The sequence below is a fragment of the Nannocystis bainbridge genome (assembly GCF_028368995.1).
Taxonomy (GTDB): domain Bacteria; phylum Myxococcota_A; class Polyangia; order Nannocystales; family Nannocystaceae; genus Nannocystis; species Nannocystis bainbridge.
The window spans coordinates 1,277,041-1,302,445 of sequence record NZ_JAQNDL010000002.1 but is presented as its reverse complement, the minus strand read 5'-3'; the positions used below and the strand labels follow the sequence as shown (position 1 = coordinate 1,302,445).

General features: G+C 72.9%; 19 protein-coding genes. 4 read left to right on the top strand and 15 right to left on the bottom strand.

The window, feature by feature from the left end; all coding sequences use genetic code 11:
* Positions 1 to 120 precede the first annotated feature (120 nt).
* From POL25_RS22770 to POL25_RS22740, 7 genes are all read right to left on the bottom strand, one after another.
* Entirely contained in the window at positions 121 to 1,923 is a 1,803-nt protein-coding gene (locus tag POL25_RS22770; RefSeq protein ID WP_272088244.1) for a hypothetical protein, read from the bottom strand.
* 10 nt (positions 1,924 to 1,933) lie between these two features.
* Positions 1,934 to 3,256: a glycosyltransferase family 2 protein gene (locus POL25_RS22765; protein ID WP_272088243.1), complete on the bottom strand. Its 1,323-nt coding sequence runs from the start codon at positions 3,254 to 3,256 to the stop codon at positions 1,934 to 1,936.
* Between the two features lie 931 nt (positions 3,257 to 4,187).
* On the bottom strand, positions 4,188 to 5,429 hold the full coding sequence (gene mqnE, locus POL25_RS22760; RefSeq protein ID WP_272088242.1) for an aminofutalosine synthase MqnE: 1,242 nt from the start codon (positions 5,427 to 5,429) through the stop codon (positions 4,188 to 4,190).
* Positions 5,426 to 6,142 (bottom strand): hypothetical protein, encoded by a 717-nt coding sequence (locus POL25_RS22755; RefSeq protein ID WP_272088241.1) that lies wholly within the window; start codon positions 6,140 to 6,142, stop codon positions 5,426 to 5,428. Before POL25_RS22755 ends, mqnE begins: the two co-directional genes overlap by 4 nt.
* The gene (locus POL25_RS22750) at positions 6,139 to 6,981 is read right to left on the bottom strand and encodes a UbiX family flavin prenyltransferase (RefSeq protein ID WP_272088240.1); all 843 of its coding nucleotides are present in this window, start codon (positions 6,979 to 6,981) and stop codon (positions 6,139 to 6,141) included. The genes POL25_RS22755 and POL25_RS22750 overlap by 4 nt, the downstream gene beginning before the upstream one ends.
* A gap of 163 nt (positions 6,982 to 7,144) precedes the next feature.
* Positions 7,145 to 7,918, bottom strand: coding sequence for a ubiquinone/menaquinone biosynthesis methyltransferase (locus POL25_RS22745; RefSeq protein WP_272088239.1), 774 nt, complete (start codon positions 7,916 to 7,918; stop codon positions 7,145 to 7,147).
* Between the two features lie 121 nt (positions 7,919 to 8,039).
* On the bottom strand, positions 8,040 to 9,059 hold the full coding sequence (locus POL25_RS22740; RefSeq protein WP_272088238.1) for a polyprenyl synthetase family protein: 1,020 nt from the start codon (positions 9,057 to 9,059) through the stop codon (positions 8,040 to 8,042).
* Positions 9,060 to 9,626: 567 nt separating this feature from the next.
* Here POL25_RS22740 and POL25_RS22735 point away from each other — a divergent pair.
* Positions 9,627 to 11,147 carry a S1C family serine protease gene (locus tag POL25_RS22735; protein ID WP_272088237.1) on the top strand — a complete coding sequence of 507 codons (1,521 nt, stop codon included), beginning with the start codon at positions 9,627 to 9,629 and terminating at the stop codon, positions 11,145 to 11,147.
* 102 nt (positions 11,148 to 11,249) lie between these two features.
* On the opposite strand, the gene POL25_RS22730 is transcribed toward POL25_RS22735, so the two are convergent.
* Positions 11,250 to 12,992 (bottom strand): DUF6178 family protein, encoded by a 1,743-nt coding sequence (locus tag POL25_RS22730; protein ID WP_272088236.1) that lies wholly within the window; start codon positions 12,990 to 12,992, stop codon positions 11,250 to 11,252.
* A gap of 29 nt (positions 12,993 to 13,021) precedes the next feature.
* On the opposite strand from POL25_RS22730, the gene tilS reads away from it, so the two are divergent.
* Both tilS and ftsH read left to right on the top strand, forming a co-directional pair.
* Positions 13,022 to 14,050 carry a tRNA lysidine(34) synthetase TilS gene (gene tilS / locus POL25_RS22725; RefSeq protein ID WP_272088235.1) on the top strand — a complete coding sequence of 343 codons (1,029 nt, stop codon included), beginning with the start codon at positions 13,022 to 13,024 and terminating at the stop codon, positions 14,048 to 14,050.
* 130 nt (positions 14,051 to 14,180) lie between these two features.
* Positions 14,181 to 16,100, top strand: coding sequence for an ATP-dependent zinc metalloprotease FtsH (gene ftsH / locus POL25_RS22720; protein ID WP_308477897.1), 1,920 nt, complete (start codon positions 14,181 to 14,183; stop codon positions 16,098 to 16,100).
* A 152-nt stretch (positions 16,101 to 16,252) separates the two neighbouring features.
* Here ftsH and POL25_RS22715 read toward each other — a convergent pair whose 3' ends face one another.
* The 4 genes from POL25_RS22715 to POL25_RS22700 all read right to left on the bottom strand — a co-directional run bounded on the left by POL25_RS22715 (position 16,253) and on the right by POL25_RS22700 (position 21,816).
* Positions 16,253 to 16,672: a hypothetical protein gene (locus tag POL25_RS22715; protein ID WP_272088234.1), complete on the bottom strand. Its 420-nt coding sequence runs from the start codon at positions 16,670 to 16,672 to the stop codon at positions 16,253 to 16,255.
* Between the two features lie 103 nt (positions 16,673 to 16,775).
* On the bottom strand, positions 16,776 to 18,722 hold the full coding sequence (locus POL25_RS22710; RefSeq protein WP_272088233.1) for a cytochrome c3 family protein: 1,947 nt from the start codon (positions 18,720 to 18,722) through the stop codon (positions 16,776 to 16,778).
* A 97-nt stretch (positions 18,723 to 18,819) separates the two neighbouring features.
* On the bottom strand, positions 18,820 to 20,052 hold the full coding sequence (locus POL25_RS22705) for an FHA domain-containing serine/threonine-protein kinase (protein WP_272088232.1): 1,233 nt from the start codon (positions 20,050 to 20,052) through the stop codon (positions 18,820 to 18,822).
* 72 nt (positions 20,053 to 20,124) lie between these two features.
* Positions 20,125 to 21,816, bottom strand: coding sequence for a tetratricopeptide repeat protein (locus POL25_RS22700; RefSeq protein ID WP_272088231.1), 1,692 nt, complete (start codon positions 21,814 to 21,816; stop codon positions 20,125 to 20,127).
* 162 nt (positions 21,817 to 21,978) lie between these two features.
* Here POL25_RS22700 and POL25_RS22695 point away from each other — a divergent pair, with 162 nt between their 5' ends.
* Entirely contained in the window at positions 21,979 to 22,959 is a 981-nt protein-coding gene (locus tag POL25_RS22695) for a beta-ketoacyl-ACP synthase III (protein ID WP_272088230.1), read from the top strand.
* Between the two features lie 300 nt (positions 22,960 to 23,259).
* On the opposite strand, the gene POL25_RS22690 is transcribed toward POL25_RS22695, so the two are convergent.
* The 3 genes from POL25_RS22690 to POL25_RS22680 form a co-directional block, all read right to left on the bottom strand.
* A complete protein-coding gene (locus tag POL25_RS22690) occupies positions 23,260 to 23,619 on the bottom strand; it encodes a type B 50S ribosomal protein L31 (RefSeq protein ID WP_272088229.1) in 360 nt (119 codons plus the stop codon).
* A 25-nt stretch (positions 23,620 to 23,644) separates the two neighbouring features.
* Entirely contained in the window at positions 23,645 to 23,950 is a 306-nt protein-coding gene (gene rpsN, locus POL25_RS22685) for a 30S ribosomal protein S14 (RefSeq protein ID WP_272088228.1), read from the bottom strand.
* Between the two features lie 65 nt (positions 23,951 to 24,015).
* Positions 24,016 to 24,957, bottom strand: a complete 942-nt coding sequence (locus POL25_RS22680) for a pseudouridine synthase (protein ID WP_272088227.1) — start codon at positions 24,955 to 24,957, stop codon at positions 24,016 to 24,018.
* Positions 24,958 to 25,405: the final 448 nt, after the last annotated feature.

The window sequence follows — 25,405 nt, the reverse complement described above, 5'->3', positions numbered from 1 at the left end:
AAAGAGACATGCTCGATCGACACCAGCCCCGAACATGCCTCCGGGCTCATGCCGCGACTGACACCGTCGCCCGACCGTTCTCCCGCCACCCGATGCGCTCCGAGCCTCACGAACCCCTCTTCACCGCGCGACCGCGAACACCTCGCACGGCGCCGTCCGGCACCCGAACAGCGGCGTGAACCGCTCCGGCTGCGCGCGCAGCCAGGCCGCCCGCGGGCCGCGCCGGTCGACCGCGATCACACGCACCCTCTCGGCCGCCAGCCAGGCCGCCAGCGCCGGCCCCTCGACCACCTCGGGCGGCACGAACGCCACCCGACCGCGCCCGTCCGGTCGCCACAGCAGCCCCGGCACCTCGACGCTCTCGTCGTACCCGAAGCACTCCTCCGTCCCCACCCGCCCGCGCGCCTCCAGCCACCCGCGCGCCTGCCCGATCGCCGTCGCCGCCTCGGCGCGCTGCAGCGGCGTCGCTCGCCCGAGCTCCCAGATCGGTGGACCGTCCGGCGAAAACCCCGGGGCTGCCAGCACGATCCCCGCCAGCGCCAGCGCCCCGATCGCCGCATCGACCCCGGCTCGCACCGGCCGCGCCCAGCCCTCGCTGCCCGCCGCCACCGCCACCAGCAGCGCCCCCGGCAGCGCCAGCGTGAAGCGCGGCCAGAACGCGGCCGGCGTCGCCAGCGTCACGACCGCCAGCAACGCGATCGGCAAGCGCACCCGGCGAGCTGTCCCCAAGGCCAGGCTCACGATCGCCAGCGGCACCAGCAGGTGCAGCGGCCCGTGCAGCCCCAGCCGCATGTCGTAGCCGTACCCGCCCGGCCCTGGCAGCGTCGACCACGACCGCATCAACCGGCCCGGCCAGTCGAGCTCCGCGAACCCCGACGGCGTCAGCACGGCGAAGAACATCTCCGGGTTCACCGGCCCTGGCAGCGTCCACGGCCCCACCTGCAGCGCCACTGGCCACACCGGGTTGCCGTGCAGCATCAGACCGCGCACGTAGCTGCCCCCGCCCAGCACCAGCGCCGCGGCGATCGCCGCCAGCGCCCCCGCCCGTCCGGGCCCGCGGCGCAGCCCCAGCGTCGCCGCCAGCAGCGCGAACGGCAGCGGCGCCGACGGCTTGCTCCCGAGCAGCAGCCCCAGCGCCAGCGCTGCGCCGATCAGCCGCCCGCGATCTCTCGGCCCGGTCACGAACACCACCGCCAGCACCGCCAGCGCCGCGTGGGCCACGTCGACGTACGCGTGCGCAAGCTGCAGCATCACCACCGGCGTCGCGCACCACGCCAGCGCCAGCGCGGCGGCGCGCCCCGGCGAAACGCCCGCGCGTCGGGCCAGCGTCGCCAGCCCGGCCGCACCCGCCAGCGCGAACGGCAGCTGCCCCAGATCGACGAGCGTCTCATCGGCCAGCAGCAGCCGCCACAGCGTGAACACGCGCTCGACCGCCTGCGGATACGCCTGCACGTAGGCCACGTGCGTCGGCACCTCGCGCACGCGGCCGGTCTGCAGCGCGTCGTGCACCGGCGGCAGGTGATACGCCAGCGCGTCCCAGCCCCACGACTCGAGCAGCAGCGCCGCCAGCGACGCCAGCGCGAGCGCGAGCAGCCCCGCCAGCAGCGCCAGCGCCCACGGCCCGCGCACCGCCGCCCTCGCCACTCGCCCGAGCGCGACCAGGTCCGCTCGCACCGCTCGCAGGTCCCCGGCCCGCGTCGCCGCCGTCGCGAACCCGAGGCAGCCGACGAGCCCCGCCGCGGCCGTCAGCCACCCCAGCGCCCCGAGCAGCTCGACCAGCCCGAGCGCCGTCGCCAGCGCGATCGTCAGCCCGAGGCACAGCCGCTCGCCCAGCGGGCCCGCGAGCAATCTGGTCGCAAGGACATGTCCTCCGAGCCACAGGGCCGCCACCCCCAGCGGCAGCCAACCGACGACCGGCAGCACGGCGCCCCCGTCACCGCGTCATCCACCGGCCGTTGCGCACGGTGACCAGCGACCACGGGTAGATCCACTGCAGGCACAGGAACGCGAAGAACGCGTAACCCACCCCGTAGAGGAAATCCGTGCTGCGCTCCGATCGCAGCGTGCACAGCGACTGCACCAGCGCGAACACGGCGATCGTCGCCACCAGCCGCAGGATGTCGAGCGGCGCCGCCAGCAAGTGCGTCACCGTCAGCACCACCGCCACGCACGCCAGCGGCACCTGCCCGAGCTCGAGCAGGATGTCGATCGTCGGCCACCAGCGATCCTCGCGGCGCCAGCGGGTCGCCAGCACCGGCAGCAGCGTCAGGCCCTCGCGCAGGTTGCCTCGCTCCCACCGCAGGTACATGCGCGCCAGCCCGGCGTAGTGCGTCGGCACCAGCGTGTGGACCACCGCCGTCGACTGGTACACCGCGCGATGGCCGGTGCGCAAAAGCCAGGTCGTCAGCGCCCGGTCCTCGCCGATCGTGCACGGCTCGCCGAGGAACGTCTGCGTGGACCAGCGGTCGAGCACCGCCAGCACCGCCGACCGCCGGTACGCCGTGAGCGCCCCCGGGCAGCACAGCACCGCGCCGAACCGCGACTGCGCCGCCCGCCCGAGGTCGAACGCCAGGAAGAAGCGGATCGCCAGCAAGCGGGTCAGCAGCCCGCTGTAGCGGTTCAGCACCAGCACCTTGCCGGCCACCGCGGCGACCCGCGGATCGGCCATCAGCGGCGCGACGATGTTGCGCAGCGCGTCCGGATCGAGCCGCGAGTCGGAGTCGACGGAGACGACGATCTCGCCGGTCGCCGCCGCGAACCCGGCCCGCAGCGCCTCCCGCTTGCCGCCGTTCTTCGGCATCTTGATCGCCCGCACCACGTCCGGGTGTTCACGCGCGATCCGCTGGATGTGCAGCCAGGTGTCGTCGGTCGAGCCGTCGTCGATCGCCAGGATCTCGAGCCGGTCGCGCGGATAGTCGCCGACCAGGATCGATCCCAGCGCGACCCCCACCATCGGCCCCTCGTTGTACGCCGGCACCACCACCGTGCAGCGCGGCAGCTCCCCGCGGGCCGCCGGCGTCGGCCGGTACAGCAGCGAGAACATCAACGTCAGCGCCGCGTGCCCGAGCAGCAGCGCCGCGCTGGTGACGATCACCGCCCGCAGCCCCGGCAGCGCCACCAGCTCGTCGAACTCGACCAGGAACGGCGACAGCCCGTAGTGGAGCGGCACAGCGATGAGGCCCGCGAGCGCGCAGACGATGGCCAGCTTGAGCAGCGGATCGATAGGTCCCGGCCGTCCGCGTCCGGCCTCGGGCATGGAGCGGCCGAGCAACGATTGCAGCCGCGCGGTCACCTGATTGCGCGCCGGAACCGGCCGCCTCGAGGTTGATGACATCGATGATTCTCCGTGGGAATGCGAGGATTCGGGCATCGCGCCGGGCGGCGAACCGCGCGGCGCGCGCAGCGACCGGTTCCCGTCGTCCGGCCGCAAAACGCCGTACCGGAGGCTCTGGAACAGCATTCCTTCACGGAAGAAAGAATTCGAAGCGATGAGAACGCCGCGCCGCTGCCACGAATCGTCGCAATCGTAACGAGCGCGACACCTCTGAATCGGGCTCTGCCGCCAAAAAGCGGCTCAGAACCCTGCTCTACGCCCCCAGCGCGTCACCCGCGACGCTACGATGAATGTCTTGAAAGGCGCGACTATCGCGCCGATTCATCGTGGACCCGACATTTTTTTCTCCACCGACCCCGAATCGCCACGACCGCCGAGAATCGATTCGGACCTGCCCGCGCCGGCTTTTGCGCCCCATGGCGGTGGATGCAGGCGTATGCCCGCAATCCGAGGAATCGCAGCAATCCCGCGACTCCCCGCATTCGCCCCGTCATCTTTTCGGGTGCTCGCCCATCGTCCAGTGACGGCAGGGTCCGCCTCTCCCCAAATTCCACGTTCGGCCGAGTCCGGTACCTCGCTCGCCGCCACCCACATGAGGCTCTGCGGAACCAGCAAGGTGCGCGACGCTTCGCTCCTCCCGGTTCCGGTATTTCTCGCGGACCGCGGCCTGGCGCTGGCTGTCCGCCGAGCGCGTACAGGCATCAGCGCACGACCCCCTTGCGAGTCACCCGCGCCGAGGCCCGCGCTCTCTCGCCACCCGAGCTGCTCTGCTTGCTGCTCCCCGCGCCCGCCCGTGCCACGAACGACAGCGACCAGCGGCCGCAAGCGCCGCCCCCACTCGGCCGCTCGCCGCTCAGCTCACCACGGGCAGCTGCACGCGACCCGCGTGGCCCGAGAACGGCACGCTCGCGTCCATCCGGATCTCCGGCAGCGGCGCCCCGTCGTCGACCCAGCGCACCCCGTACAGCGTGTCGCGCTCCACGGCCGTGCGACCTGCCTCGCGGATGAGTCGAACCAGATCTGCGCGGGCCAGCGCCATCGGCGTGTCGGCCCCCGCCATGTGATAAATTTTCTCTTCCTGCACCGTCCCGTCGAGGTCGTCGACCCCGAAGCTGAGCGCGATCTGGGCCGTCTTCACCCCGATCATCACCCAGTACGCCTTGATGTGCGGGATGTTGTCGAGCATCAGGCGGCCGACCGCGTACGTGCGCAGATCGTCGACCCCGGTCGGCTCCGGCAGCTTGCGGAAGTCGTTGTGCTCGTTGTGGAACGCCAGCGGGATGAACGTCTGGAACCCGCCGGTCTCGGCCTGCAGCTCGCGCAGCGCCAGCATGTGCTCGACCCGCTCCTCGAGCGTCTCGACCGTGCCGTACAGCATCGTGCAGTTGGTGCGCAGCCCCAGGCGATGGGCCGTGCGATGGACCTCGAGCCACTGCTGCGCGTCGGCCTTGTCGCGGCAGATCTTGCGACGCACGCGGTCGGCGAAGATCTCGGCCCCGCCGCCCGGCATGCTGCCGAGGCCCGCCTCGATCAGCGCCCGCAGCACCGCCTCGTAGGTCATCCCGTACTTCTCGGCGAAGTAGTGGATCTCGACCGCCGTGTACGCCTTCAGGTGCACGTCCGGGCGCAGATCCTTGAGCCCGCGCAGGATGTCCGTGTAGTACGAGAACGGCACCCCCGGGTGCAGCCCGTTGACCACGTGCACCTCCGTGATCGGCTGGTGCGCCCGCTCGATCAGCTTCTGCCGCACCTGCTCGACCGTCATCGTGTACGCCTGCGGGCTGTCCGGGGTCAGCCGCGCGAACGAGCAGAACTTGCAGTCCGCCTCGCACACGTTGGTCGGGTTGATGTGCAGGTTGACGTTGAAGTACGTGCGGTCGCCGTGCAGGCGCTCGCGGACCTCGTTGGCCAGCGCCCCGAGGGCCAGCAGATCGCGGTGACGGTACAGCACCAGCCCGTCCGCGCGGTCGAGCGGGACCCCGGCGCGCACCTTGGCCGCGATCTCGGCGAAGCCGCGATCGCCGGTGTGGACCGCCGGCGCGGCGGCTTCGGGGGCGTGGTCGGCGGCGGACGGACGGGCGGACGGTTCGCTCATGGCAATGTCTCCGAGGTCATGTCGTCAAGGACAGGTTCGAGCCCGGCCCGCTCGATCAGCGCCGCCAGACCGGCGGGGGTCGCCTCGTCCGGCCGCGGCACGCCGGCCAGCGGCAGCTTGCGGGTCTGCGCCAGCGGGCCGGCCAGCGTGTCGGCGCCGAACCCGAGCGCGACCTGGGCCAGGCGGATGCCGAGCAAGTCGTGGCGCGCCTCGACGCGCACCCGCCCCGGCAGGGCCACGCGCGCCGCCGCGATCAGGTGCAGGCGCATCAGCCCGCCCGCCAGCGCGCAGTACGGCGCCACCGACAGCCCCTCCGGCGCCGCGGCGGCCAGGCGCACCAGGTATTCGAAGTAGTCGCCCAGCCGCGCCCGATCGACCTGCAGCACCACGCGGTCGCCGGCCCGCAGCGCCGCCGGCTCCGGCCACCCGGGAGCGGCGCTCGCACATGTCCCCGAGGACATGTCCGATTCGGCATGTCCCGAGCGCCCTGTCGCATCGGCCATGGCCCTTGCGACATGCTCTTGAGACCAGCCCGGAAGATCGACCACCACCGGGCCCGCCCCGCGCAGCAGCGCCGCCACGGTCGGCGGCGGGTGCGGCGGCGTCCCGCGGACCTGGACCCGGCGCCCGAAATGGCTCGCGCGGGCCGCCTGCGCGCGGGCCCCGGCCTCGGCCGGCTGGTCGAACAGGCGCGCCAGCTCGGCGGGCGTCATGCGCTCTCCGGATCGCCCCAGCGGCGGGTCAGCGGCACGCGCAGCCCGACGTGATCGAGCGCGCGCGCGACCACGGTGTCGACCGCGTCCTCGAGCGTGCGCACGGCCCCATAGAACGACGGCACCGCCGGCAGGATGATCGCCCCGGCCTCGGTCGCGGCCACCATGTTGCGCAGATGGACCAGGCTGAGCGGCGTCTCGCGGACCACCAGCACCAACCGCCGCCGCTCCTTGAGCGCGACCTCGCAGGCGCGAGCCGCCAGGTCGTCGCCGCCGCCGTGGGCTACCCGGCTGAGCGCGCTCATCGAGCACGGCATCACCAGCACCGCGTCGGGCGCGTTGCTGCCCGACGCGAACGGGGCCGAGAAGTCCTGGCGGTCCCACCGGCGCACGCGGCTCGGCGCCGACTCGGACGCCGGCCCCGGCTCCCGCGCCGACCCCTTCAGCGTCGGCGTGGCCGACGGGGTCACCGCCTGGCTCATGCGCCCGAACACGTTCGAGCCGAAGAACTCGGTCGGCGGCCCCGCCCGCGACGTCCCCGGCTCGCGCCGCGCCGCCGTCGCGCTCGGCAGCGCTGGCGGGACCTCGGGCTCGTCCGGCTCGTCCGGCTCGCCCGCCGTCACCGTCGGCACGTGGGCCGAGATCTCGAGCGGCATCGGCTCACCGAGCTCGGTCAGCCACACCTGCGGCGCCGTCGCCGACGCCACCCAGTCGACCTCGAGGCCCGGGTACGCCGGTTCGTTCGACCCTGTCCCTGCGCACAGGTCCGCGAGGACATGCAGCGCCCGGCGGGCATAGATCGCCCCGCTCGCCCCCGTCACGATCACGACCAGCTTCACGCGTCACCTCGCACGTGCGCCGAACCGGCGCGCTCGCACCCAAGCCCACGCACGCGCGAACCCGACGCGGCCCTCACGGCCGTGCCCCTCGCGTCCTCGCGAATCCCCGCGACCGAACCGCAGGCCGCGCCCTCGCGCCCCGCGAGCGCCTCCGAGGCCGGCTTCATGCCTCACCTCGCGGTCGCTCGGCGCGCACGATCCCGGCCACCCCGCCGAACAGGCGCTCCTGGCCGATCACCCGCAGGCCGACCCGCTCCAGCAGCGCCGCGTAGTCCTCGATCGACACGAACGCGCCGATGCTGCGCGGCAGGTAGAGGTACGCCCCCAGGTTGCCCGTCGCGGCCCAGCCGACCACCGGCAGCACCGTGCGGTTGTAGCAGGCGTGGAACGTGCGCGAGAACAGCCCGCGCGGGCGGAAGAACTCGAGCACCGTCAGCCGCCCGCCGGGCCGCAGCACCCGCAGCTGCTCGCGCGTGGCCGCCTCGAGGTCGCTGAGGTTGCGGGCCCCGAACGCGCAGAACACCGCGTCGAAGCTCGCGTCGGGCCCCGGCAGCGCGTGCGCGTCCATCTGCTCGGCGACGATCCGGGCCCGCGCCTCCCCCTGCAGCTTGGCCTCGCCGACGGCCAGCATCCCGGCCGAGAAGTCGCCGCCGACGATGTCCGCCTGCGGGTAGCGGCGGTGCAGCTCGAGCGTCGAGTCGAGCGTGCCGGCGCACAGGTCGAGGATCCGCGGCCGCGCCCCGTCGCTGCCCGTACCTGCCTCTTCGGGCAACACCTCGGCGACCGCGCGTCGGCGCCACAGCACGTCGATGCCGAGGCTCATCCACCGGTTGGCCCGGTCGTAGCCGCGGGCGATGTCGGAGAACATCCCCTGCACGCGGGCCCCGTGGGCGTCGAGGGTGGCGACGGTCTCGGCGAGCGGGGCGGGCTGGGTCATCGGGTCCTCGGGGCAGGTCGTTTGGGACAGGTACGTCGGGACAGGGCGAAAACGACAGGGCGAAGCGAACAGGTTCTTTGCGACATGTTCCTTGCGACAGGCGCGAGCGGCGGCCGCCCGCTCAGCTGACGCGGCGCGACACGCTGCGGGCCAGCTCGACCAGGGCGTCGCGCGCGGCCGACGACGGCAGCTCGGCCAGCTGGGCGATCGCGGCCTCGGCGTGGGCCTCGGCGGCGCGGGCCGCCAGCTCGACGCCGGGCGAGTCGGCGACGCGGGCCACCACCGCCTCGGCGGCCGCGGCGTCGACCGGCGGCCCGTGGGCGAGCAGCTGCTGGACCGCGCGCGCGAGCCCGGGGTCGCGCTCGCACGCGAGGATCAGCGGCAGGGTCAGCTTGCCGTCGCGCAGGTCCTGGCCGCGGGCCTTGCCGGTGTCGTGGAGGTCGCCGGCGTAGTCGAGCACGTCGTCGGCGATCTGGAACGCGTAGCCGATCTCGAGCCCGTAGCGGTACAGCGAGGACGCCCGCTCCGGCGCCGGCAGCCCGCCGACGCTCGCGCACCAGGCGATCAGCGCCGCCGTCTTGCGCTCGATGACGAGGTAATAGCGGGCCTTGTCGGGCGCCGGATCGCCGGCGATCTCGAGCTGCGCCACCTCGCCCTCGGCCATGCGCGTGACCGCGTCGGACAGCGTCTGCACCGCGTGCAGCCGGCCCGAGTAGGCGATCGCCTGCATCGCGCGCGCCAGGCAGAAATCGCCGGTCAGCACCGCCATGCCGTTGCCGTACTGCAGGCGCGCCGTCGGGCGCCCGCGCCGGAATTCGCCGGCGTCGATGACATCGTCGTGAAGCAGGGTGGCCGTGTGCAGCAGCTCGCCGACGGCCGCGACCGTGATCCGCACCGGGTCGATGAAGCCGGCCGCGCGCGCGGCCAGCAGGGTCACCAGCGGTCGGAACCGCTTGCCGCCCGCGAACGCCAGCTTGCCGCCGAGCTCCGGGATGATCGCGATCGACGACTGGAGCAGCTGCTCGAGCCGCGCGTCCACCTCGGTGAGCTCACCGGCGACGAGGCCGACGGCCTGCTCGAGCGCCGTTCCGGGGATAGCGGGCGAGGACTGCAGGGCTGCGTGCGTGGCCTGAAGTGTCATTGGCTGGCGGCGCGGCGCGGCGCCGCAGGTGCGAGAGGATGCCAGAAACGCGCGCGCGGCTCACCCCGCCGCCGCCCGCCGGGCGGCCATTTTCTCACGCGGGCGCGCGGATCGGCCCACCGGCCCGAGCATGACATGGCGCCGGGCGAAGATCCGCGCCCGCGACGCCCTGTCGCGGCTGCGATCGCCGATCGCGCCACGCTAGCACGATCCCCACGTCGGACATCCGCGATCGACCTCCGGCGTCGTCCGTGCGCGGTCGCCCACGGGCTGCGGGCGGCGACGACAGCCTCGCGCTCCCGCATCGCGTCCACGCTCCGTCCTGAGCGGCCTCCAGCCTCGACCCATCCACGCCGAGCCACGCACTGACCATGCTTCGCCTTCGAGCGACTCTGGGGTCGCAGCATCGCCGCTCGCCCGTCGACCCCCGCGAGCGCAGCGATGACCGCCGCTCGTCACGGCCCTCGCCGCCCCCAAAGCCCGCGAGAACGGCGTCCGCAGACCTCGCGGTCGCGCTTTCACGGGCCGTTTGGGAATGCGGCGAGGACGCGCTAGGTTGTCCCGGCGATGCCCACGACTGCCCCGGGACCCGAGCCGCGACCTGCGCGCGGCGAATCGCTGTGGATCGCCGCTGGAGCCGCCGTGCTCGGCGTGCTGCTCGGCGGGGTCGCGGTCCTGGTCGGCATCCAGACCGCCCCGCCCGGCGCTCCCGCTCCGGTCGACACCGCGCCCGTGCCCGTGCCGGCGCTGCCGCCCGTCGCCGCCCCGGCCACCTGCGACTGCCCCGAGGCGCGCGGCGACGGCGGCCCGGGCCTCGTCGAGGCCGTCGAGCGCACCCGCGACGCCGTCGTCACCCTCAGCGGCGCCGACGCTCTCGGCGCTGGCGTCCTGGTCGATGAGACAGGTTTGGTCCTCACCAACTACCACGTCGTCGCCGGCCAGATCCGCGACCCGCGGCAGCGCGTGCTCGGCGGCATCACCGACGCCTCGGCCGTGTCCCAGCAGCCGATCCGCGCCCGCTTCGTCGACGGCCGCGAGCTGCCGGCCGAGCTCCTGGTCGCCGACCGCGACCGCGACATCGCCCTCCTGCGCCTGCGGCCGGCCGACAGCGCCGAGCGGTTCGCCTTCGCCACCCGCGGCCGCTCGCACGAGCTGCGCGTCGGCGAGGCCGTGTTCGCCGTCGGCACCCCGCTCGGGCTCGAGCACAGCGTGTCGCAGGGCATCGTCGCCGCGATCGGCCGCACCGGCCTCCTGCGCAGCCGCCAGACCCCGCTTTTGCAGCTCGACGCCGCCATCAACCTCGGCAACTCCGGCGGCCCGATCTTCAACCTCCGCGGCCAGCTCGTCGGCATCACCACCGCCACCCTCGAGCGCGCCCAGGGCATCGCCTTCGCCATCCCCATCGACCACATCGCGGCCCTGCTCGAGGCCCTGCGCGCCGGTCATGGCGCCCGCTCCGGCCAGGTCGGGGCCGAGGTCGCGCCGCACGACGGCGAGCTCGACGCCGAGGCCCGCGCGCTCGGCTACCAGAACGGCCTCCGCGTCAGCCGCGTCCTCGCCGGCCGGCCCGCCGACGCCGCCGGCCTGCGCAAGGACGACCTGATCGTCGAGGCCCAGGGCCAGCGCTTCGACTCCTTCGGCACCGGCCCCGAGGCCCAGCTGCGGCTCGCCAATTACTTCGTGTCCACCGTGCGCGGCCTGCTCCCCGGCGAGGTCCTGAACCTCACCGTCGTGCGCGGCAAGGACCGCCTCGCGTTCAACATCCCCGTCGCCGCCACCCCGCCCGACCAGCAGGTCCTCATCGACGCCGACGCCCTGCTCGGCCTCCGCCTCGACGAGTCGCGCCGCGAGCCGATCGTCAAGGATCTGCGCCCCGACGCCCCGATCTTCCGCTCCCGCGGCCGCGAGCTGCTGCGCAACGCTCGCGTGTCCGAGATCGCCGGCATCCCCGTCGAGAGCCGCGACGACCTCGGCCCGCTGCTCACCGAGCTGCGCCAGATCGGCCGCTTCGCCGCCGTCCAGGTCGGCTTCGTGCTGTCCGACGGCCGCGCCCTGCGGGTGCGCGACTTCCCGGTCTCGCCCGACTGAGACCTGGCCGATCGAGCATGCGCGAACGGACATGTCCGTGCGCACATGCGCGTTCGAGCATGTCCGAACGCGCATGTCCTCGCGGCCACGCGGCGCGAGGCCTCAGCTCGCGCTGAGGCCCGTCTTGAGCCACACGCCGATCCGCTGCGGCGTGATCACCCCGCCCGCGCGCCGCAGGTCGACCGTGCCCTCTTCGTCGCGCTCGAGCGCCCCGAGCTCGACCTCGAGTCGCAGCAGGACCGCCTTCACGAACGCCTCCGCGTGCTGCGGGACCCCGAGCGCCAGGCAGCGCTTGCGCAGGTCGGCGGCCAGGACCGGGGCCAGACGGCCGTTCACCAGCAGGTGATCGGCGGCCCACGCCAGGTCGTCGGCGTCGACCGGGGCGAACGCCGCGGCTGTCTCTTCGGACATCCCGGGCAGCTGCCGGCGCACCGCCGAGGTGCGCAGCAGATCGCCGAGCGTCAGCCGATCGGGCTCGTCGACGCGGCTGACCCACTGCGGGTCGACCGCGTAGCCGCGCGGGTCGAACGTCAACGCCGCCAACGCCCCGGCCTGCGCCAGCAGCTCGGTCGCGCGGGCCACGTCGCGCATGCCGGCGATCGGCCGCACCCCGGCGCTGGCCGTCTCGATCGGCAGCTCGGGCAGCCACCGCGACAGGCTCTCGATCGCCGGTCCCCACGGCCGATCGAGCAGCGACCCGATCTTCGTCAGCGACACCCGGCCCTCGCGGTGCAGCGCCAGCGCCGTCTTGCGCAGCGCCGCCAGCGGCCCGTAGCCGACGCGGAACACCCCGCGCAGCCCCAGCGCCGCGATCCGCCCGGCCAGGAACGGGTCGACCTCGGCCGGCGGCAGGCTCAGCCCGACCACCAGCACCTCGAGGCCCAGGCTCACCGTCGCCTCGGCCTGATGGAACGCCCGCTCTTGCGCCTTGGCGTCGCCCGGCTCGCTGCGCTGGGCGGACATCAGCTCGTTGACGAGCAGCGTGAACTCGCGCGCGCGCACGCCCTGCTCGCCCGCCACCAGCCCGCCGAGCACCCGCCGCAGCAGCCCCGCCGACGGCGACGGGAACGCCGCCGGCAGCGCCTCGCCCTCGCGCGGAGCCGCGGCCGCCGGCGCCGCCGCGACCTCGCGCGCCGACTTGGCGTCGAGCGGCCGGAACAGCTTCATCGCCTCTTCCCACGCGACGAACCCGAGGTCGGCGAGGCGACCGCTGCGCCAGCGCAGCAGATCCTCCTCGAGCTGGGCCGGCAGCGCCCCGCGCAGCGACAGCGTCAACTGGCGCCCCGTCTGCAGGTCGTCGGCGTAGACCCGCTCGAGCACGTGCACGACCATGTGCCCGAGCGTGTTGTCGGGCACCGCGACGACGAAGCCGCCGTCGGGCGTCTCGTAGGGGAACAGCGCGTCGACGGCCGCCATCGCCTGGTCGCGCTGCTCGTTGTCCTCCGGATCGAGCTCGTAGACCGCCGTCCCGGGCAACAGCGCCATCGTCCACATCTCGGGATCCATGTCCTCGATGACGGTGCGCAGATCTCCGCGGGGCTTGCCGGCCGCGATGTACGCGTCGGCGATCGCCACCAGCCACCCGCGCGCCTTGTCGACGGCGATCCGCTCGCGCTCCCAGCCGTCGAGGTCGAGCAACGCAGTCAGCTGTTCGGGCGACGCGTGCGGCAGCACCAGGTCGAGGCGATCCTCCTCGCGCAGCCCGCGGGCGATCTGCACGAACGCGGTCGGCGGCAGCTGCGGGATCAACTCCGGGAGGTCGTCGCGCTGCTCGAGCACGAGCGGGTCTCTCTGCACGCTGGCGACGTCGAGGCCGGCGCCGGGGAGCTCTGCGGGCGAGGTCATCGGCGGGAAGGTATCATCGCCGCACGCGCGTGCCACCCCGCCACCCGACCATCGCCAGCGCTCTCGGCCCGGTCCGCCGCAGCCTCCGCGCCGCCGGCTCCCCGCACCGGCTCCTCGTCGCCTGTTCGGGCGGCGCCGACTCGACCGCGCTCGTCGGCCTGCTCCACCTCCTCGCCCGCGACGAGGCGCTCGCGCTGATCGTCGCCCACGTCGACCACGGCCTGCGCCCCGAGTCCGCCGACGAGGCCGCGGTGGTCGCGCGATCGGCCGCGGAGCGGGGCCTCGCGTGCGTCTCGACGCGCCTGTCCCTTTCGCCAGGTTCGGGCTTGCCCGCGCGGGCCCGCGAGGCCCGGCGCGCCGCCTTGTCTGCGTTCGCGACGGCGCACGCCTGCGACGCGATCGCCCTGGGTCACACCGCCACCGATCAAGCCGAGACCTTGCTCATGCACGCGGCCCGCGGCTGCGGACTCGAGGGCCTGGCGGCGATGCGGCCGTGGGAAGCGCCGTGGCTGCGGCCGCTGTTGGAGCTGCCGCGGGCCGGCACGCGGGCGCTGTGCGAGCGCATGGGCATGACCTGGTGCGACGACCCGACCAACACCGACGAAGAACAGCCGCGCATCCGCGTGCGCGAGCGCGTGCTGCCGGAGCTCCGGGCTCACAACCCCCGCGTCGAGGCGGCACTCGTGTGTCTCGCCACACAGGCCGCCGACGCGGAGGAGGCGCTGCGCGACTGGGCCGCGCGCGAAGAGGCCGCGCGGCGGCGCGGCGCGGACACCTGGTGGTCGACCGACGATCTGCATCGCCTTCCACGAGCGGTCCGGACCCGGATCTTGCGCCGGATCTGCGGCCTCGGGGGCGCCGACCTCGGCGCGCTGCGAGCGGCCGTGATCGAGGACATCGACCGCACCGTGATGGCGCGCGCCGCAGCGCTCGGGGGCACGGGCGCGGTGCTCCGGCCCCATGTTTGGCACCTGCGCCCCGGCCTTCACCTGCGCCTGGACCGCCACGGGCTCAAGCTCGCGGGGGCCGCTCCCGGCGCGCAGATCCCGGCCACGTAGCGCCGACGCGCGGGCTCAGGCGGCGAGCAGAGCGGCCGGCGTGCGCGTTCCGGACCTGCGCGGCTGGCCGGGCGATCCGTCTTCCGCTATGCTCGCAAAGCTCCAGGCACGGCTCTGGAACCTTCTCACCGTGAAACAGCAGACGAAGACCCTTCTGGTGTGGCTCGGCCTGATCGTAGGCGTGCTCGCGCTGGCCAACATGTTCAACACCAGCCACGAGGTGGTCAACATCTCGTACGCGAAGTTCGTCGAGACGGTCGAACGCGACTGGGGGTCGCTCAAGCACAGCTCGAACATGGTGGTCGCGGTCCACCCGAGCTACGTCGACATCTCGTACGACCTCGACGGCAAGACCTACCAGGCCACCGGCCCCGTCGCCGAGAACCTGTACCAGAAGCTGAGCGAGAAGCAGATCGACTACCGCGTCGAGCCCGAGGAGGACAGCGCGCTGCTGCAGTTCGCGCTGATGTACCTGCCGCTCATCTTCATCGTCGTGCTGATGGTCGTGTTCATGCGCCAGATGCAGGCCGGCGGCGGGCGAGCGATGAACTTCGGCAAGAGCAAGGCTCGCCTGCTCAACGAGCACCAGAACAAGGTCACCTTCAAGGACGTCGCCGGCGTCGACGAGGCCCGCGAGGACGTCGAGGAGATCATCGACTTCCTCCGCGACACCCGGAAGTACCTGCGCGTCGGCGGCCGGATCCCCAAGGGCGTGCTGCTGATGGGCCCTCCGGGCACCGGCAAGACCCTGCTCGCCAAGGCCATCGCGGGCGAGGCCGGCGTCGCGTTCTTCAGCATCAGCGGCTCCGACTTCGTCGAGATGTTCGTCGGCGTCGGCGCCTCGCGCGTGCGCGACCTGTTCGAGCAGGGCAAGAAGAACGCCCCCTGCATCATCTTCATCGACGAGATCGACGCCGTCGGTCGTCACCGCGGCACCGGCCTCGGCGGCGGTCACGACGAGCGCGAGCAGACCCTCAACCAGCTGCTCGTCGAGATGGACGGCTTCGAGTCGAACGACGGCGTCATCCTCGTCGCCGCCACCAACCGCCCCGACGTCCTCGACCCGGCCCTGCTCCGCCCCGGCCGCTTCGATCGCCGCATCATCGTCGGCCTGCCCGACGTGCGCGGCCGCGAGGCGATCCTCAAGGTCCACACCCGCAAGGTCCCGGTCGACGACACCGTCGACGTCAGCCTGATCGCCCGCGGCACCCCCGGCTTCTCCGGCGCCGACCTCGAGAACCTCGTCAACGAGGCCGCGCTGATGGCCGCCCGCAACGGCCGCGACCGCGTCCACGACGACGACTTCGACCGCGCCAAGGACAAGGTCCTGATGGGCTCCGAGCGCAAGAGCGCCATCATCTCCGAGAAGGAGCGCTGGACCACCGCGTGGCACGAGGCCGGCCACACCCTCGTGGCGATGAGCCTGCCCAAGGAGCACGTCGACCCGATCCACAAGGTCACGATCATCCCCCGCGGCCGCGCCCTCGGCGTCACCCAGCAGCTGCCCGAAGAGGACCGCTACAGCCTCGACCGCGAGCAGGCCCTGGCCCAGATCGCCATCCTCATGGCCGGCCGCATCGCCGAAGAGATCGCGTTCAACGGCCAGAAGACCACCGGCGCCAGCAACGACATCGAACGCGCCACCGCCCTCGCCCGCAAGATGGTGTGCGAGTGGGGCATGAGCGACGAGCTCGGTCCGGTCGCCTACACCAAGGCCGAAGGCCAGCCCTTCCTCGGCCGCGAGATCCAGCAGTCGCCCAACTACTCCGAGTCGACGGCGCAGGCGATCGACAAGACGATCCACGGCATCGTCACCCTGCAGTACACGCTCGCCAAGGAGCTGCTGACCACCAAGTCGGACGTGCTCCAGCGCCTGGCCCGCGCCCTGTTCGAGCGCGAGGTGCTGTCCGCCGTCGAGGTCGCCATGGTCATCGACGGTCGCCCGCTGCCGCCGGTCCGCGCCCGCAACAGCGCCCCGACGGCCGCCAGCGAGCCGAGCCGCAAGCCGTCACCGGTCCCCCCGACCGGCCTGGTCGCCGAGCCCTCCTGATCGGCGACGCGAGGACGACGGCCGGGCCCACCAGCCCGGCCGTTTTCGTTGGGTCGAAAGCACATGTCCTCTCGAACATGCCCCTTCGGACACCCGATGGGGAGGACGCGTGAGGCAGGCGGTCGGCTTTCGGTCGCCCGCCGCCTGAGCGCTCAGCTCCCCGGCGGGCGATCGGTGGGCCGGACCAGCGCCGTGGCGATCACCGCGGCCAGAGTCAGCAGCGCCCCGGCCGGCACCACGAGGATCGGCGGCCCCGGGTCGGTCGGTCCGTGGGTGAGCCCGCCGGCCATGAAGCCGACGCCGACGAGCAAGGCACCGAGCAGCGCGGCGATGCGGATCTTGCCGGCCCAGGCCTCGGGCGTGGCGAGCTGCCCGAGCGACCAGGCGATCGCCAGGTTGACCAGCGCCAGCAGCCCGCCGTGCGCGTGGCCGAGGCGGAGGAACTCGCGGCGCAGCGGATCGTCGACCCACCCGGCCGCGCGCAGCCCGATCATCGCCTCGAGCCACAGCCCCGAGGCGAGGAAGACCGCCAGCAAGGCGAGCGAGAGCCGGTGGTGCCGTTCGGCGCGCACGGGGCGAATCTAGCCGCAGGCCGCTCGCCCGCCAAATCTTCAGTTCACGGCCCGGACGCCTGCAGGGCGAGCGCGGGCTTCCAGGGCCCGCGACGAGCGGCCCTCACTCGCCGATCCACAGCACCGTCTGCTCGCGCCGAGCCTCGAGCGCCTCACGTTGCTCGGGGCTGAACGGCCCGGTCCCGAACGCCGCGCGCAGGGCGTCCGCGGCCGGTACCCGACGCTCGGCCTCCGCGTGCGGATCGTAGGCCGCCACCAGCGCGCGCTGCTCCGGCGCCGCGAGCTCCCCCAGCGCTCGCCAGGCGAACCACCGCACCGCAGGGTACTCGTCGTCGAGCGCGTCGGTGATCCACCCCCGCCGCTCGGACGCCGCGACCGGCACCTCGGGCCGCGTCAGCGCGTGGATCGCCAGCACCCGCTGCAGCGGATCGCCGCCGACCAGGTCGAGCTGCACCCGCGAGCCCCACCCCTCGTCGGGCGCCGCGGGCGGCAGCGGACCCGCCTCCGGGAACCCGAGCCGCGGCAGCGCCTCCGCCGCCCACGTGCGGCTGCGGTCGACGTGACACTGCGTGCACGCGTCCGGTTGGTCGTGGCGCCCGATCCACGCCTGCGGCCGCGGCACCGCGATCCGGTGGCCGATCATCCCCTCGAGCAGCCCGTAGGTGATCCGCGGCGTGTGGCAGCCCTGGCACGTGACCGTGGGGCCATGTCCTCCGTGACGTGTCCCTGAGGACATGTCCTCGGGGACATGGCACGAAGTACAGGCCCGCGCGCCCTTGCGATCGCCGCGGACCTGCATGTCGGGCTCGTCGCCGTGCATCGCGTGGCAGTCGTCGCAGCCGAGCCCGCCCTCACGGCCGCCCTGGTGGCACGGCGACAGCAGCAGCCCCTGGTACTCGTAGGCCGACAGGCGCGGCGTCCCGTCGGGCCAGAAGCGCTCGGCGAACAGCGCCTCGCCGCCGACCGTCGCGTCGCGGAAGATCGGGCGCGAAACCGCCGCCAGGTCCGTCCCGGGCAAGAACCCGTCGCCCTCGCGCAGCACCGCCGCGACGTCGGCGCTGATCCGGTTGCCGTGGCAGCGCCCGCACACCCCGCTCTCGTCGCGCGTCACCAGCCGGCCCGGGTGCGCGATCGATCCGTCCCCTGCCCCGCCGGCCAGCAGCCGCCGGAACGGATCGGCGTGCCGCTGCAGGTGCGCGCCCGCCGGCCCGTGGCAGGCCTCGCACGCGATCCCGAGCTCGCCCACGGTGGTGGCGAAGCGCGGCGCCTCACCTGTCTCTTGCGCCATCCCCGGCCGCGGCTCGGTGTTGTGGCACAGCACGCAGTTGTCGTTCCAGCGGCTGAGGTGGCGCAGGTACGCCTCGGCGTCGCCCCGCGCGCCCTCCGGCTCGAGGAACGCCGCGTTCATCGGGATCCACCGCGCCGTGGCGACGTGCCAGGCCACCGGCAGGCGCCACACCTCGCCGGGCCCACCGCCGCGGTCGATCTGCGCCAGGTACTGCTGATAGCGGTGGCTGCCCACCGTCATCACGACCTCGACATCGAGCAGCGGCTCGCCGACCTCGCGCCCCTCGTCGTCGAGCGGCCTCACGCGCACGTGCGGGCGGCCCGCGGCGCTGCGCGTCATCGTCGCGCGGAAGCCGAGGTGGTCGACGTGCTCGCCGGCGAACGGCGCCAGCACGGCCTCGCCTTCGGCGCGCTGCGTCATCGTCCGGTGATACGTCGCCGACCAGCTGGCGTGCTGGGTCGGGTGGCACGCCAGACACGCCTCGGAGCCGACCACCGGCGCATCGCGGCGCGGCGCGGGCCCCCAGGCGTCCGCCCGCGCCCCGGCCCATCCGAGCCCGGCCGCAGCGACCAGCGTCCACGCGATCGCCGGCCCGAACAGCAAGACGGCAGCGCGCCGACCCAGAGCCGAAGCATCCCCCCCGCCACCCGGGGCCCGCAAATCATGTCCCGCCGCGAGCGCGGGATGGCTGTCTCTCGGGACATGTCCGAAGTTATCCTCGTCACTGTCCCTCAGGACATGTCCCGGAGCATCTTCACTCATGTCCCTCAGGACATGTCCCGAAGCATCCTCGACTGCCCTGTCCTTCCGGACATGTCCCGCAGCCGCGTCGTCCCCGCCCGCCATGACGCGGCCGGGCTCACGCCCCCGTGGTGGTGCACAGGCGGACGGCGATGTTGCGGTTGTAGAGCGTGAACACGGCCGTCTGCCCCCCGGGCGGGAACGGCATCGGCACGCCCGGTTGCAGCGCGCGGCCCTGGAACAGCGTCCCGTTCTGGCTGTGCAGGTCGGCGGCCCACACCCGACCGCGGTGCAGGTAGACGCACGCGTGCAGGCGGCTCAGCCGCGGTGAGCCGAGCACCACCTGGCACGACTCGTGACGTCCGAGCACCAGCGGCCCGTGACGCACGTCGAAGCGCTGGCGCGACTCACCGTCGATGATGATCTCGGCCATCGGGTGGGTCAGCGCCGGGAACAGCGGCGTCATGTCCGACGGGTCGGGGATCTCCCACAGCCCGTCGGCCTTGGCCGCGCGCTCGAACTCGTCGGTCATCTCCTTGCCGCTGCCGAACCGCAGCCGCGGCTCCTTGGCCATCGCCTTGCGCATGAACGCGTCGAGGTTGGGCGACGGGTACGTCGCCTTGGCCGCGGTGTCGCGGATCGCCCCGGAGCGCACGCGCTTGGGGATCTGCAGCTCGGGCACGGGCGACTCGAGGTGCTGCCGGAGCAGCTCCGGGATCGTGCGGCCCTCGAACGGCCGGCGCCCGGCCATCAGCTCGAAGATGATGACCGCGACGGCGTAGCGGTCGGTCGCCGGCCCGACGTGCTTGGTGTCGCGGCACTGCTCCGGGCTCATGTAGTGCGGCGTGCCGAACACCGAGCCGCTCGCGGTCGCCGTCTCCTGCGCCAGCCACTTGGCGATCCCGAGGTCGATGATCACCGGCTCCCAGCCGTCGACCGAGCTCCGCAGCAGCACGTTCTCCGGCTTGAGGTCGCGGTGGACCACGCCGAGGCCGTGGAGGTCGTCGAGCCCCTGGCCCACGCCCGCGAGCAGCCGGTGCACCGACCAACAATCACCGGGCCCGACCACGGCCGATGGCATGAGCCCGTCGACGAACTCCATCGCCATCCACGTGCGACCGAACTCGTCCAGGCCCCACTCCTCGACCTTGATGACGCCGGGGAAGTTGGCGCCCGCCATCAGCTCGGCCTCGCGGCGGAACCGCACCGCCGCCTGGCTGCCCTCGTGCAGCTCGGCCCGCAGCCACTTGACCACCACCAGGCGCCGCTGCTGCACGTCGACGCACAGGTGGACGTCCCCCATCGACCCTTCGCCCAGCGGGCGGATCTTGCGATAGGGACAGGGCTGCATCGCCGCGAGTCTATCAGGCCCGGCGCGTCGTGCAGCGGCGATCGAAATCCGGCGAGCTCAGCAGCGTCGCCGTCACAGGTCGATCGTCACCCGGGTGTAGGGCTCGGTGACGAAGCTGGAGACCTTCCCGTTGATGCGGAAGTACGTCAGGCCCGGGTCGCGCACGATGACCTCGGCGCCCTCGCTGCCCGCAGGGACCCGCACCGTCTGCTCCCCGCTGTCGGTCTTGACCCCGACCTCGCCGGACGCGCCGCTCTTGAAGCGGATCTTCAGGATGGCGGTGCTGTCGGCGTTGAACTCGACCGGGAACGGGTAAAAGGCTCGCAGCTGACGGTCGAGGTTGGCCATGCGCGCGTCGATCCCGGGCCCGCGAAACAGGTAGCCCTCGCCGAGCCCGCGCGCTTGTTCGCGCGCCCACGCCAGCTCCGACAGCGCCTCGCCGTAGCGGTTGACCTCGTCGTTGGGGTACTTGACGATCCCGCTCTTCTTGAGCTGACGGACGATGCCCTTGTTGACGCCCGCCGCCGGCGTGATGACCAGCATCTCCGCCATCGCCACGTGGACCTCGGGCGTCTCCGCGCTGGCCGCCTGCGCGCGCGCGAGCGCGGCCTTCGCCCCGTCGACGTCGCCGTCGGCCAGGCGATCGGCGACCTGCATGCTCTCGAGGATCGCCAGCACCTCGGCGTGCCCCTTGGTGTCCTTCGGCAGCGCGTTGACGACCTGGATCGCCTTGCCGATCTCGTGGTTGCCGCCGATCGCCAGCGCCCGCAGCAGCTTGATCTTGTCGTCGCCCGGCAAAAACTCCATCGCCAGGCGGAAGTTGTCGTCGGCCTCGGCGAGCTTGCCCTCGCGCAGATAACCGACGCCCTGCAGGCGATAGATGTCGGCCAGGAAGCGCTGGAACTCGGCCTTGCGGTTGGCCGGCAGCGTGTCGGTGTGCGTCGAACCGAGCATCGTCCGCGCGCGCGTGACGGCGACGTCGATCTTCTTCTGGCGGTACAGCTCCTGCGCGACGCGCAGCTGCAACACGTACCAACCGTCGCCGCCGGCGCCCGCCGGGAAGAAGGCGAGCCAGCGATCGCAGGTGGCGACGTCCCCGCGGCCGGCCGCGGCCATCACGGTCCGCTCGCGGAAGCCGAGGAATTCCGTCTGCGCCGCGGTGTCGTCGGGGCGGATCAGCGGCACCGCCATCTCGATGGCCCGCGTCATGCCCTCGAGATCGCCGAGCTGCTCGCTGCTGCGCGCGACCGCCAGCGCCGTCATCGCGTCGGGGATGAGCTCCGTCGCCCGCGAGTAGTCGGCGCGCGCGCCCTCGAAGTCCTTGGCCGCCTCGCGCTTGCCGGCCCGCTCGAGCAGCAGCACCGAGAGGTAGCGCTTGCACATGTCGCAGGACTTGCCGTCGCCCTCGCCGAGGATCTTGATCGCCTCGTCGAGGCGGCCCTGCGCGTGGACGACGCGGCCGAGGAGATCGACGGCCTTCTCGTCGCCCGGGGCCAGCGTCAAGCTCTCGCGCACCAGCGCCTCGGCGGCCGCGGGATCTTGCTTGGCCTTGGCCTGCGCCTGGGCGAACTTGAGCGACGCCAATTCTTTCTGGGCGGCCGCGCGGTCCTCGGGATCGCTCGCCATCGACTTGCGGAGGTACTGCTCGGCCTTGACGTCGTCGTGGGCGTTGCGTGCGACGCGGCCCTTGTCGAGCGACGAGGCGCAGGCGAACAGGGTCGAGGCCGCCAGGAGGAGTGCGCAAACAGAGAGAGAAGAGCGCATACGGGCGAGGGGCAAAATGGCCCCGCCAGTCTACCAGCCCCGAGCCATCTCCCGGCAATTGCCTACAAAACCGCGTGTGTTGGCTCCATCGCTCCACGGCCGGCGCTGCCGCACATCCCTTTTGATTGCCGTGCAGTCGCAGGGTGAGCTAGCAGGTGACGCATGCGCCGGTTCAAGATCCTCGCCACTGCGCGCGCCTTGCCGCCGCGAGTGCTGACGAACGCCGAGCTCGAGACGATGATCGACACCACCGACCAGTGGATCGTCGAGCGGACCGGAATTCGTGAGCGTCGAATCGCGGCCCCCGAAGTCGCCACCTCCGACCTCGCCGCCGAGGCGTTGTTGTCGGCGTGCGGCTCCGCGGGCCTCGATCCGGGCGCGATCGACGTCCTCATCGTCGCCACCTCGACCCCGGACACGCTGTTCCCGTCGACCGCCTGCTGGGTGCAGCACAAGCTCGGCCTGCGCGGCCCTGCGGCCTTCGACGTCAGCGCCGGCTGCTCCGGCTGGCTGTACGGCATGGAGCTCGCGGCCAGCCTGATCGCCGGCGGAGGCGCACGCACGGCCGCGGTCATCGGCGCCGAGGTGATGAGCAGGGTCGTCAACTGGGAGGACCGCAGCACCTGCGTGTTGTTCGGCGACGGCGCCGGCGCGGCCATCCTCACGGCCTGCGACGAAGATCGCGGCCTGCTCGGCTCGGCCTGGGGCGCCGACGGCACCCTCGCTCGCGTGCTCTACCAGCCCGCCGGTGGCTCGCGTCAGCCCGCCAGCGCCGAGAGCGTCGCGGCCCGGGCCCACACGGTGCACATGGAGGGCAACACCGTGTTCAAGCACGCCGTCACCGCCATGAGCGAGGGCGCCATCGAGGCCCTGAAGCGCGCCGGCGTGACCCCCGAGGAGGTCTCGCTGCTCATCCCGCACCAGGCCAACACGCGCATCATGGAGGCCACGCGGGCCCGCACCGCGATCGCCCCGGCGAAGATGGTCTCGATCGTCGATCGCTACGGCAACATGTCGGCCGCGACGATCCCCGTCGCGCTCGACGAGGCTCGCACCGCCGGTCGCGTGAAGGACGGCGACCTGGTGGCGATGACCGCGTTCGGCACCGGCTTCACCTGGGCCGCCCAGGTCCTGCGCGTCTGAGCGTGAACCCGGGACCTGCCCTTCGGGACAGGCCCGTGCCCTCGCCGCCGCGCCGACGATCGCCTGGTCTTCGAGACAGGCGATGAGCCTGCGAGCCTCGGCTCGCGGTCAAAGCCGGCACGGTCTCGGCCTTGAGACGGGCGATGGAGCCGCGAGCCTCGGCTCGCGGTCAACCCCGCACGGTCTCGGCGCACCGGCGGCCACGACCTGGCAGCGACCCAAAGCGAACGCGCATCACGACCCGGAGGTCATGACGCGCGTGAAGCTCGAACGTCGCCGGACCGGGCAGGTCCGACGGAGTTACTTCTTCTTCGCCTTCGCGGCCGGCTTGGCGGCGGCGACGACCGGCTCGGCCTTCAGGGGCGCCGGAGCGGGGGCTGCAGCGGCCGGCTTGGCCGCGGCAGCCGCCGAGGGGCCGCCCTTGACGTTGTAGCGGCGACGGAAGCGGTCCATGCGGCCCTCGGTGTCGACCTCGCGCGATTGGCCAGTCCAGAACGGATGGCTGAACGACGAGATGTCGACGCGAACGACGGGGAGATCCTCGCCCTTGTGGGCGCGCGAGTCGCCGCCGGTCATCGTCGAGTAGGACACCCACTCGTCACCCGAGGAGGCGTCGACGAACAGGACCTTGCGGTAGCTGGGATGGATTCCGGACTTCATGACTCTCCTGCGGCGGGCGAGAAGTTCACCAGCTCGACTTGGTCACGCCCGGCAGTTCGCCCTTGAGGGCGAGCTCACGGAGCATGTTCCGGCACAGGCCGAACTTGCGATAGACCGCCTTGGAGCGGCCCGTCAGCATGCAGCGTCGGGTCTTGCGGGTCGGGCACGAGTTCAGCGGCAGCTTGGTGAGCTGAGCCGAAATCGTGAGCTTGTCCTCGATGTCGATGTTCGGGTCCTTGAGCTTGTCGCGCAGGTCGCTGCGGCGGGCGGCGTACTTGCTGATCAGCTTGTCGCGCTTCTTGTCGCGCAAAACTTGAGAGTTCTTGGCCATACGAAGTCCTGGCGGAAATTGTCTTCACGACCCTGCGGGTCCTGAACGACGAGCGGGCGCGGACACTACCCCGCCCGCTTCCCCGGCGCAAGCCGGGAACGCGCCCGGCCGCCCGTGCTCGCGGGTGAATCCCCGGCGCCGCCCTGGGCCCGGGCCTTGGCGGCGGGCGCCGCAGCCGGCGAAGCGGCCGCCATGAGGTCGTAGACCTCGGTCGGGGTCAGCGGACGAAACTCACCATCTGCCAGTCCGTCCGCCGTGAGGCCGCCGATAGCGACGCGGATCAGCTTCAGCACCGGCCTGCCGATAGCCTCGCCCATGCGGCGCAGCTGGCGATTGAGGCCCTGCTGCAGGGTGATCTGCACCCAGCTGTTGGTCGCGGTGTCCTTGATGACGCTGACCTCCGCCGCCGGGCGCGTGACCGTCCCGTCCTCGAGCGTGACCCCGTTGGCCAGGGTGCCGAGCTCGTCCTCCGTGAGCTTGCCCTGGAACTTCACGTGGTACGTCTTCGGGATCTCGTGCCGCGGGTGGGTCAACGCCGCCGCGAGATCGCCGTCATTGGTCAGGATCAGCGCCCCGCGGCTGTGAAAGTCGAGGCGACCGACCGGGTAGATCCGCTGCGGCAGCTCGGGGAACAGCGACAGCACGGTCGGCCGCCCCTCGTTGTCCTTCGGCCCCTCCGCCGAGCACACCACCCCGTCGGGCTTGTTCAGCAGGAAGTAGACCTTCTTCTCCAGCTGAATGCGCGAGCCTCGGACCTCGATCACGTCGCGATCGGGATCGACCTTCGAACCCAGCTCGGTGACCCGCTTGCCGTTGACCTTGATCGCGCCGGCCTCGATCAGATCCTCGGCCTTGCGCCGCGAGGTCACGCCCGCCGCCGCCAGCGCCTTTTGCAGGCGCAACTTCGGGGGCCGCAGGATCTCCGGCGCGGCCGCGATCCCCTTCTTCGCCCGGGTCTTCGCCCCGGTCCGCTCCGCCGCCGTCCGCTCCGCCTGGCGCAGCCCCACCGCGTCCGTCAGGCCGCGTGGCGCCGCGCTGCCCGCCGCCTTGCCGCGAGCCTTGCTGGCCTTCGAGGCAGGTGCCTTCGGCTTCCCGGAAGCACCGCCGGCCGCGCCGGTGCGCTCGTGCGACCCGTCGCCACGGGCAGCCGCACCGCCGCGGGCCGCGGCCCGACCGGTCGGGCCGCGGAGGGCGCCGCGCGGCGCCCCGTTTGCGCGCGCGGCGGCTCGACCCTCAGGCTTGCGCCCGCGGACTGCCCGCTCGCCGTCACCCGCCGACTCGCGGCCGGCCGAGCGGGCCGCGCCGCGCGCCGCCGGCCTGTCCCCACGGACAGCCTCATGCGTCCCGGCGTCGTCCCGGTCCTCGCGCGCGGCTCTGCCGGCGCTCGACCTGTCCCCACGACCAGGACGACCCGCCGAGTCCGACCTGTTCCCGCGGGCAGCTCGCCCCGCAAAC

What these genes read in the sequence shown, in the direction of transcription:
- POL25_RS22765 (WP_272088243.1), bottom strand. Translation starts at nt 3,256, where the DNA reads ATGCCCGAGGCCGGACGCGGACGGCCGGGACCTATCGATCCGCTGCTC.
- mqnE (WP_272088242.1), bottom strand. Translation starts at nt 5,429, where the DNA reads ATGAGCGAACCGTCCGCCCGTCCGTCCGCCGCCGACCACGCCCCCGAA.
- POL25_RS22755 (WP_272088241.1), bottom strand. Translation starts at nt 6,142, where the DNA reads ATGACGCCCGCCGAGCTGGCGCGCCTGTTCGACCAGCCGGCCGAGGCC.
- POL25_RS22745 (WP_272088239.1), bottom strand. Translation starts at nt 7,918, where the DNA reads ATGACCCAGCCCGCCCCGCTCGCCGAGACCGTCGCCACCCTCGACGCC.
- POL25_RS22740 (WP_272088238.1), bottom strand. Translation starts at nt 9,059, where the DNA reads ATGACACTTCAGGCCACGCACGCAGCCCTGCAGTCCTCGCCCGCTATC.
- POL25_RS22735 (WP_272088237.1), top strand. Translation starts at nt 9,627, where the DNA reads ATGCCCACGACTGCCCCGGGACCCGAGCCGCGACCTGCGCGCGGCGAA.
- POL25_RS22730 (WP_272088236.1), bottom strand. Translation starts at nt 12,992, where the DNA reads ATGACCTCGCCCGCAGAGCTCCCCGGCGCCGGCCTCGACGTCGCCAGC.
- POL25_RS22710 (WP_272088233.1), bottom strand. Translation starts at nt 18,722, where the DNA reads ATGAGTGAAGATGCTCCGGGACATGTCCTGAGGGACAGTGACGAGGAT.
- POL25_RS22705 (WP_272088232.1), bottom strand. Translation starts at nt 20,052, where the DNA reads ATGCAGCCCTGTCCCTATCGCAAGATCCGCCCGCTGGGCGAAGGGTCG.
- POL25_RS22700 (WP_272088231.1), bottom strand. Translation starts at nt 21,816, where the DNA reads ATGCGCTCTTCTCTCTCTGTTTGCGCACTCCTCCTGGCGGCCTCGACC.
- POL25_RS22695 (WP_272088230.1), top strand. Translation starts at nt 21,979, where the DNA reads ATGCGCCGGTTCAAGATCCTCGCCACTGCGCGCGCCTTGCCGCCGCGA.
- POL25_RS22690 (WP_272088229.1), bottom strand. Translation starts at nt 23,619, where the DNA reads ATGAAGTCCGGAATCCATCCCAGCTACCGCAAGGTCCTGTTCGTCGAC.
- rpsN (WP_272088228.1), bottom strand. Translation starts at nt 23,950, where the DNA reads ATGGCCAAGAACTCTCAAGTTTTGCGCGACAAGAAGCGCGACAAGCTG.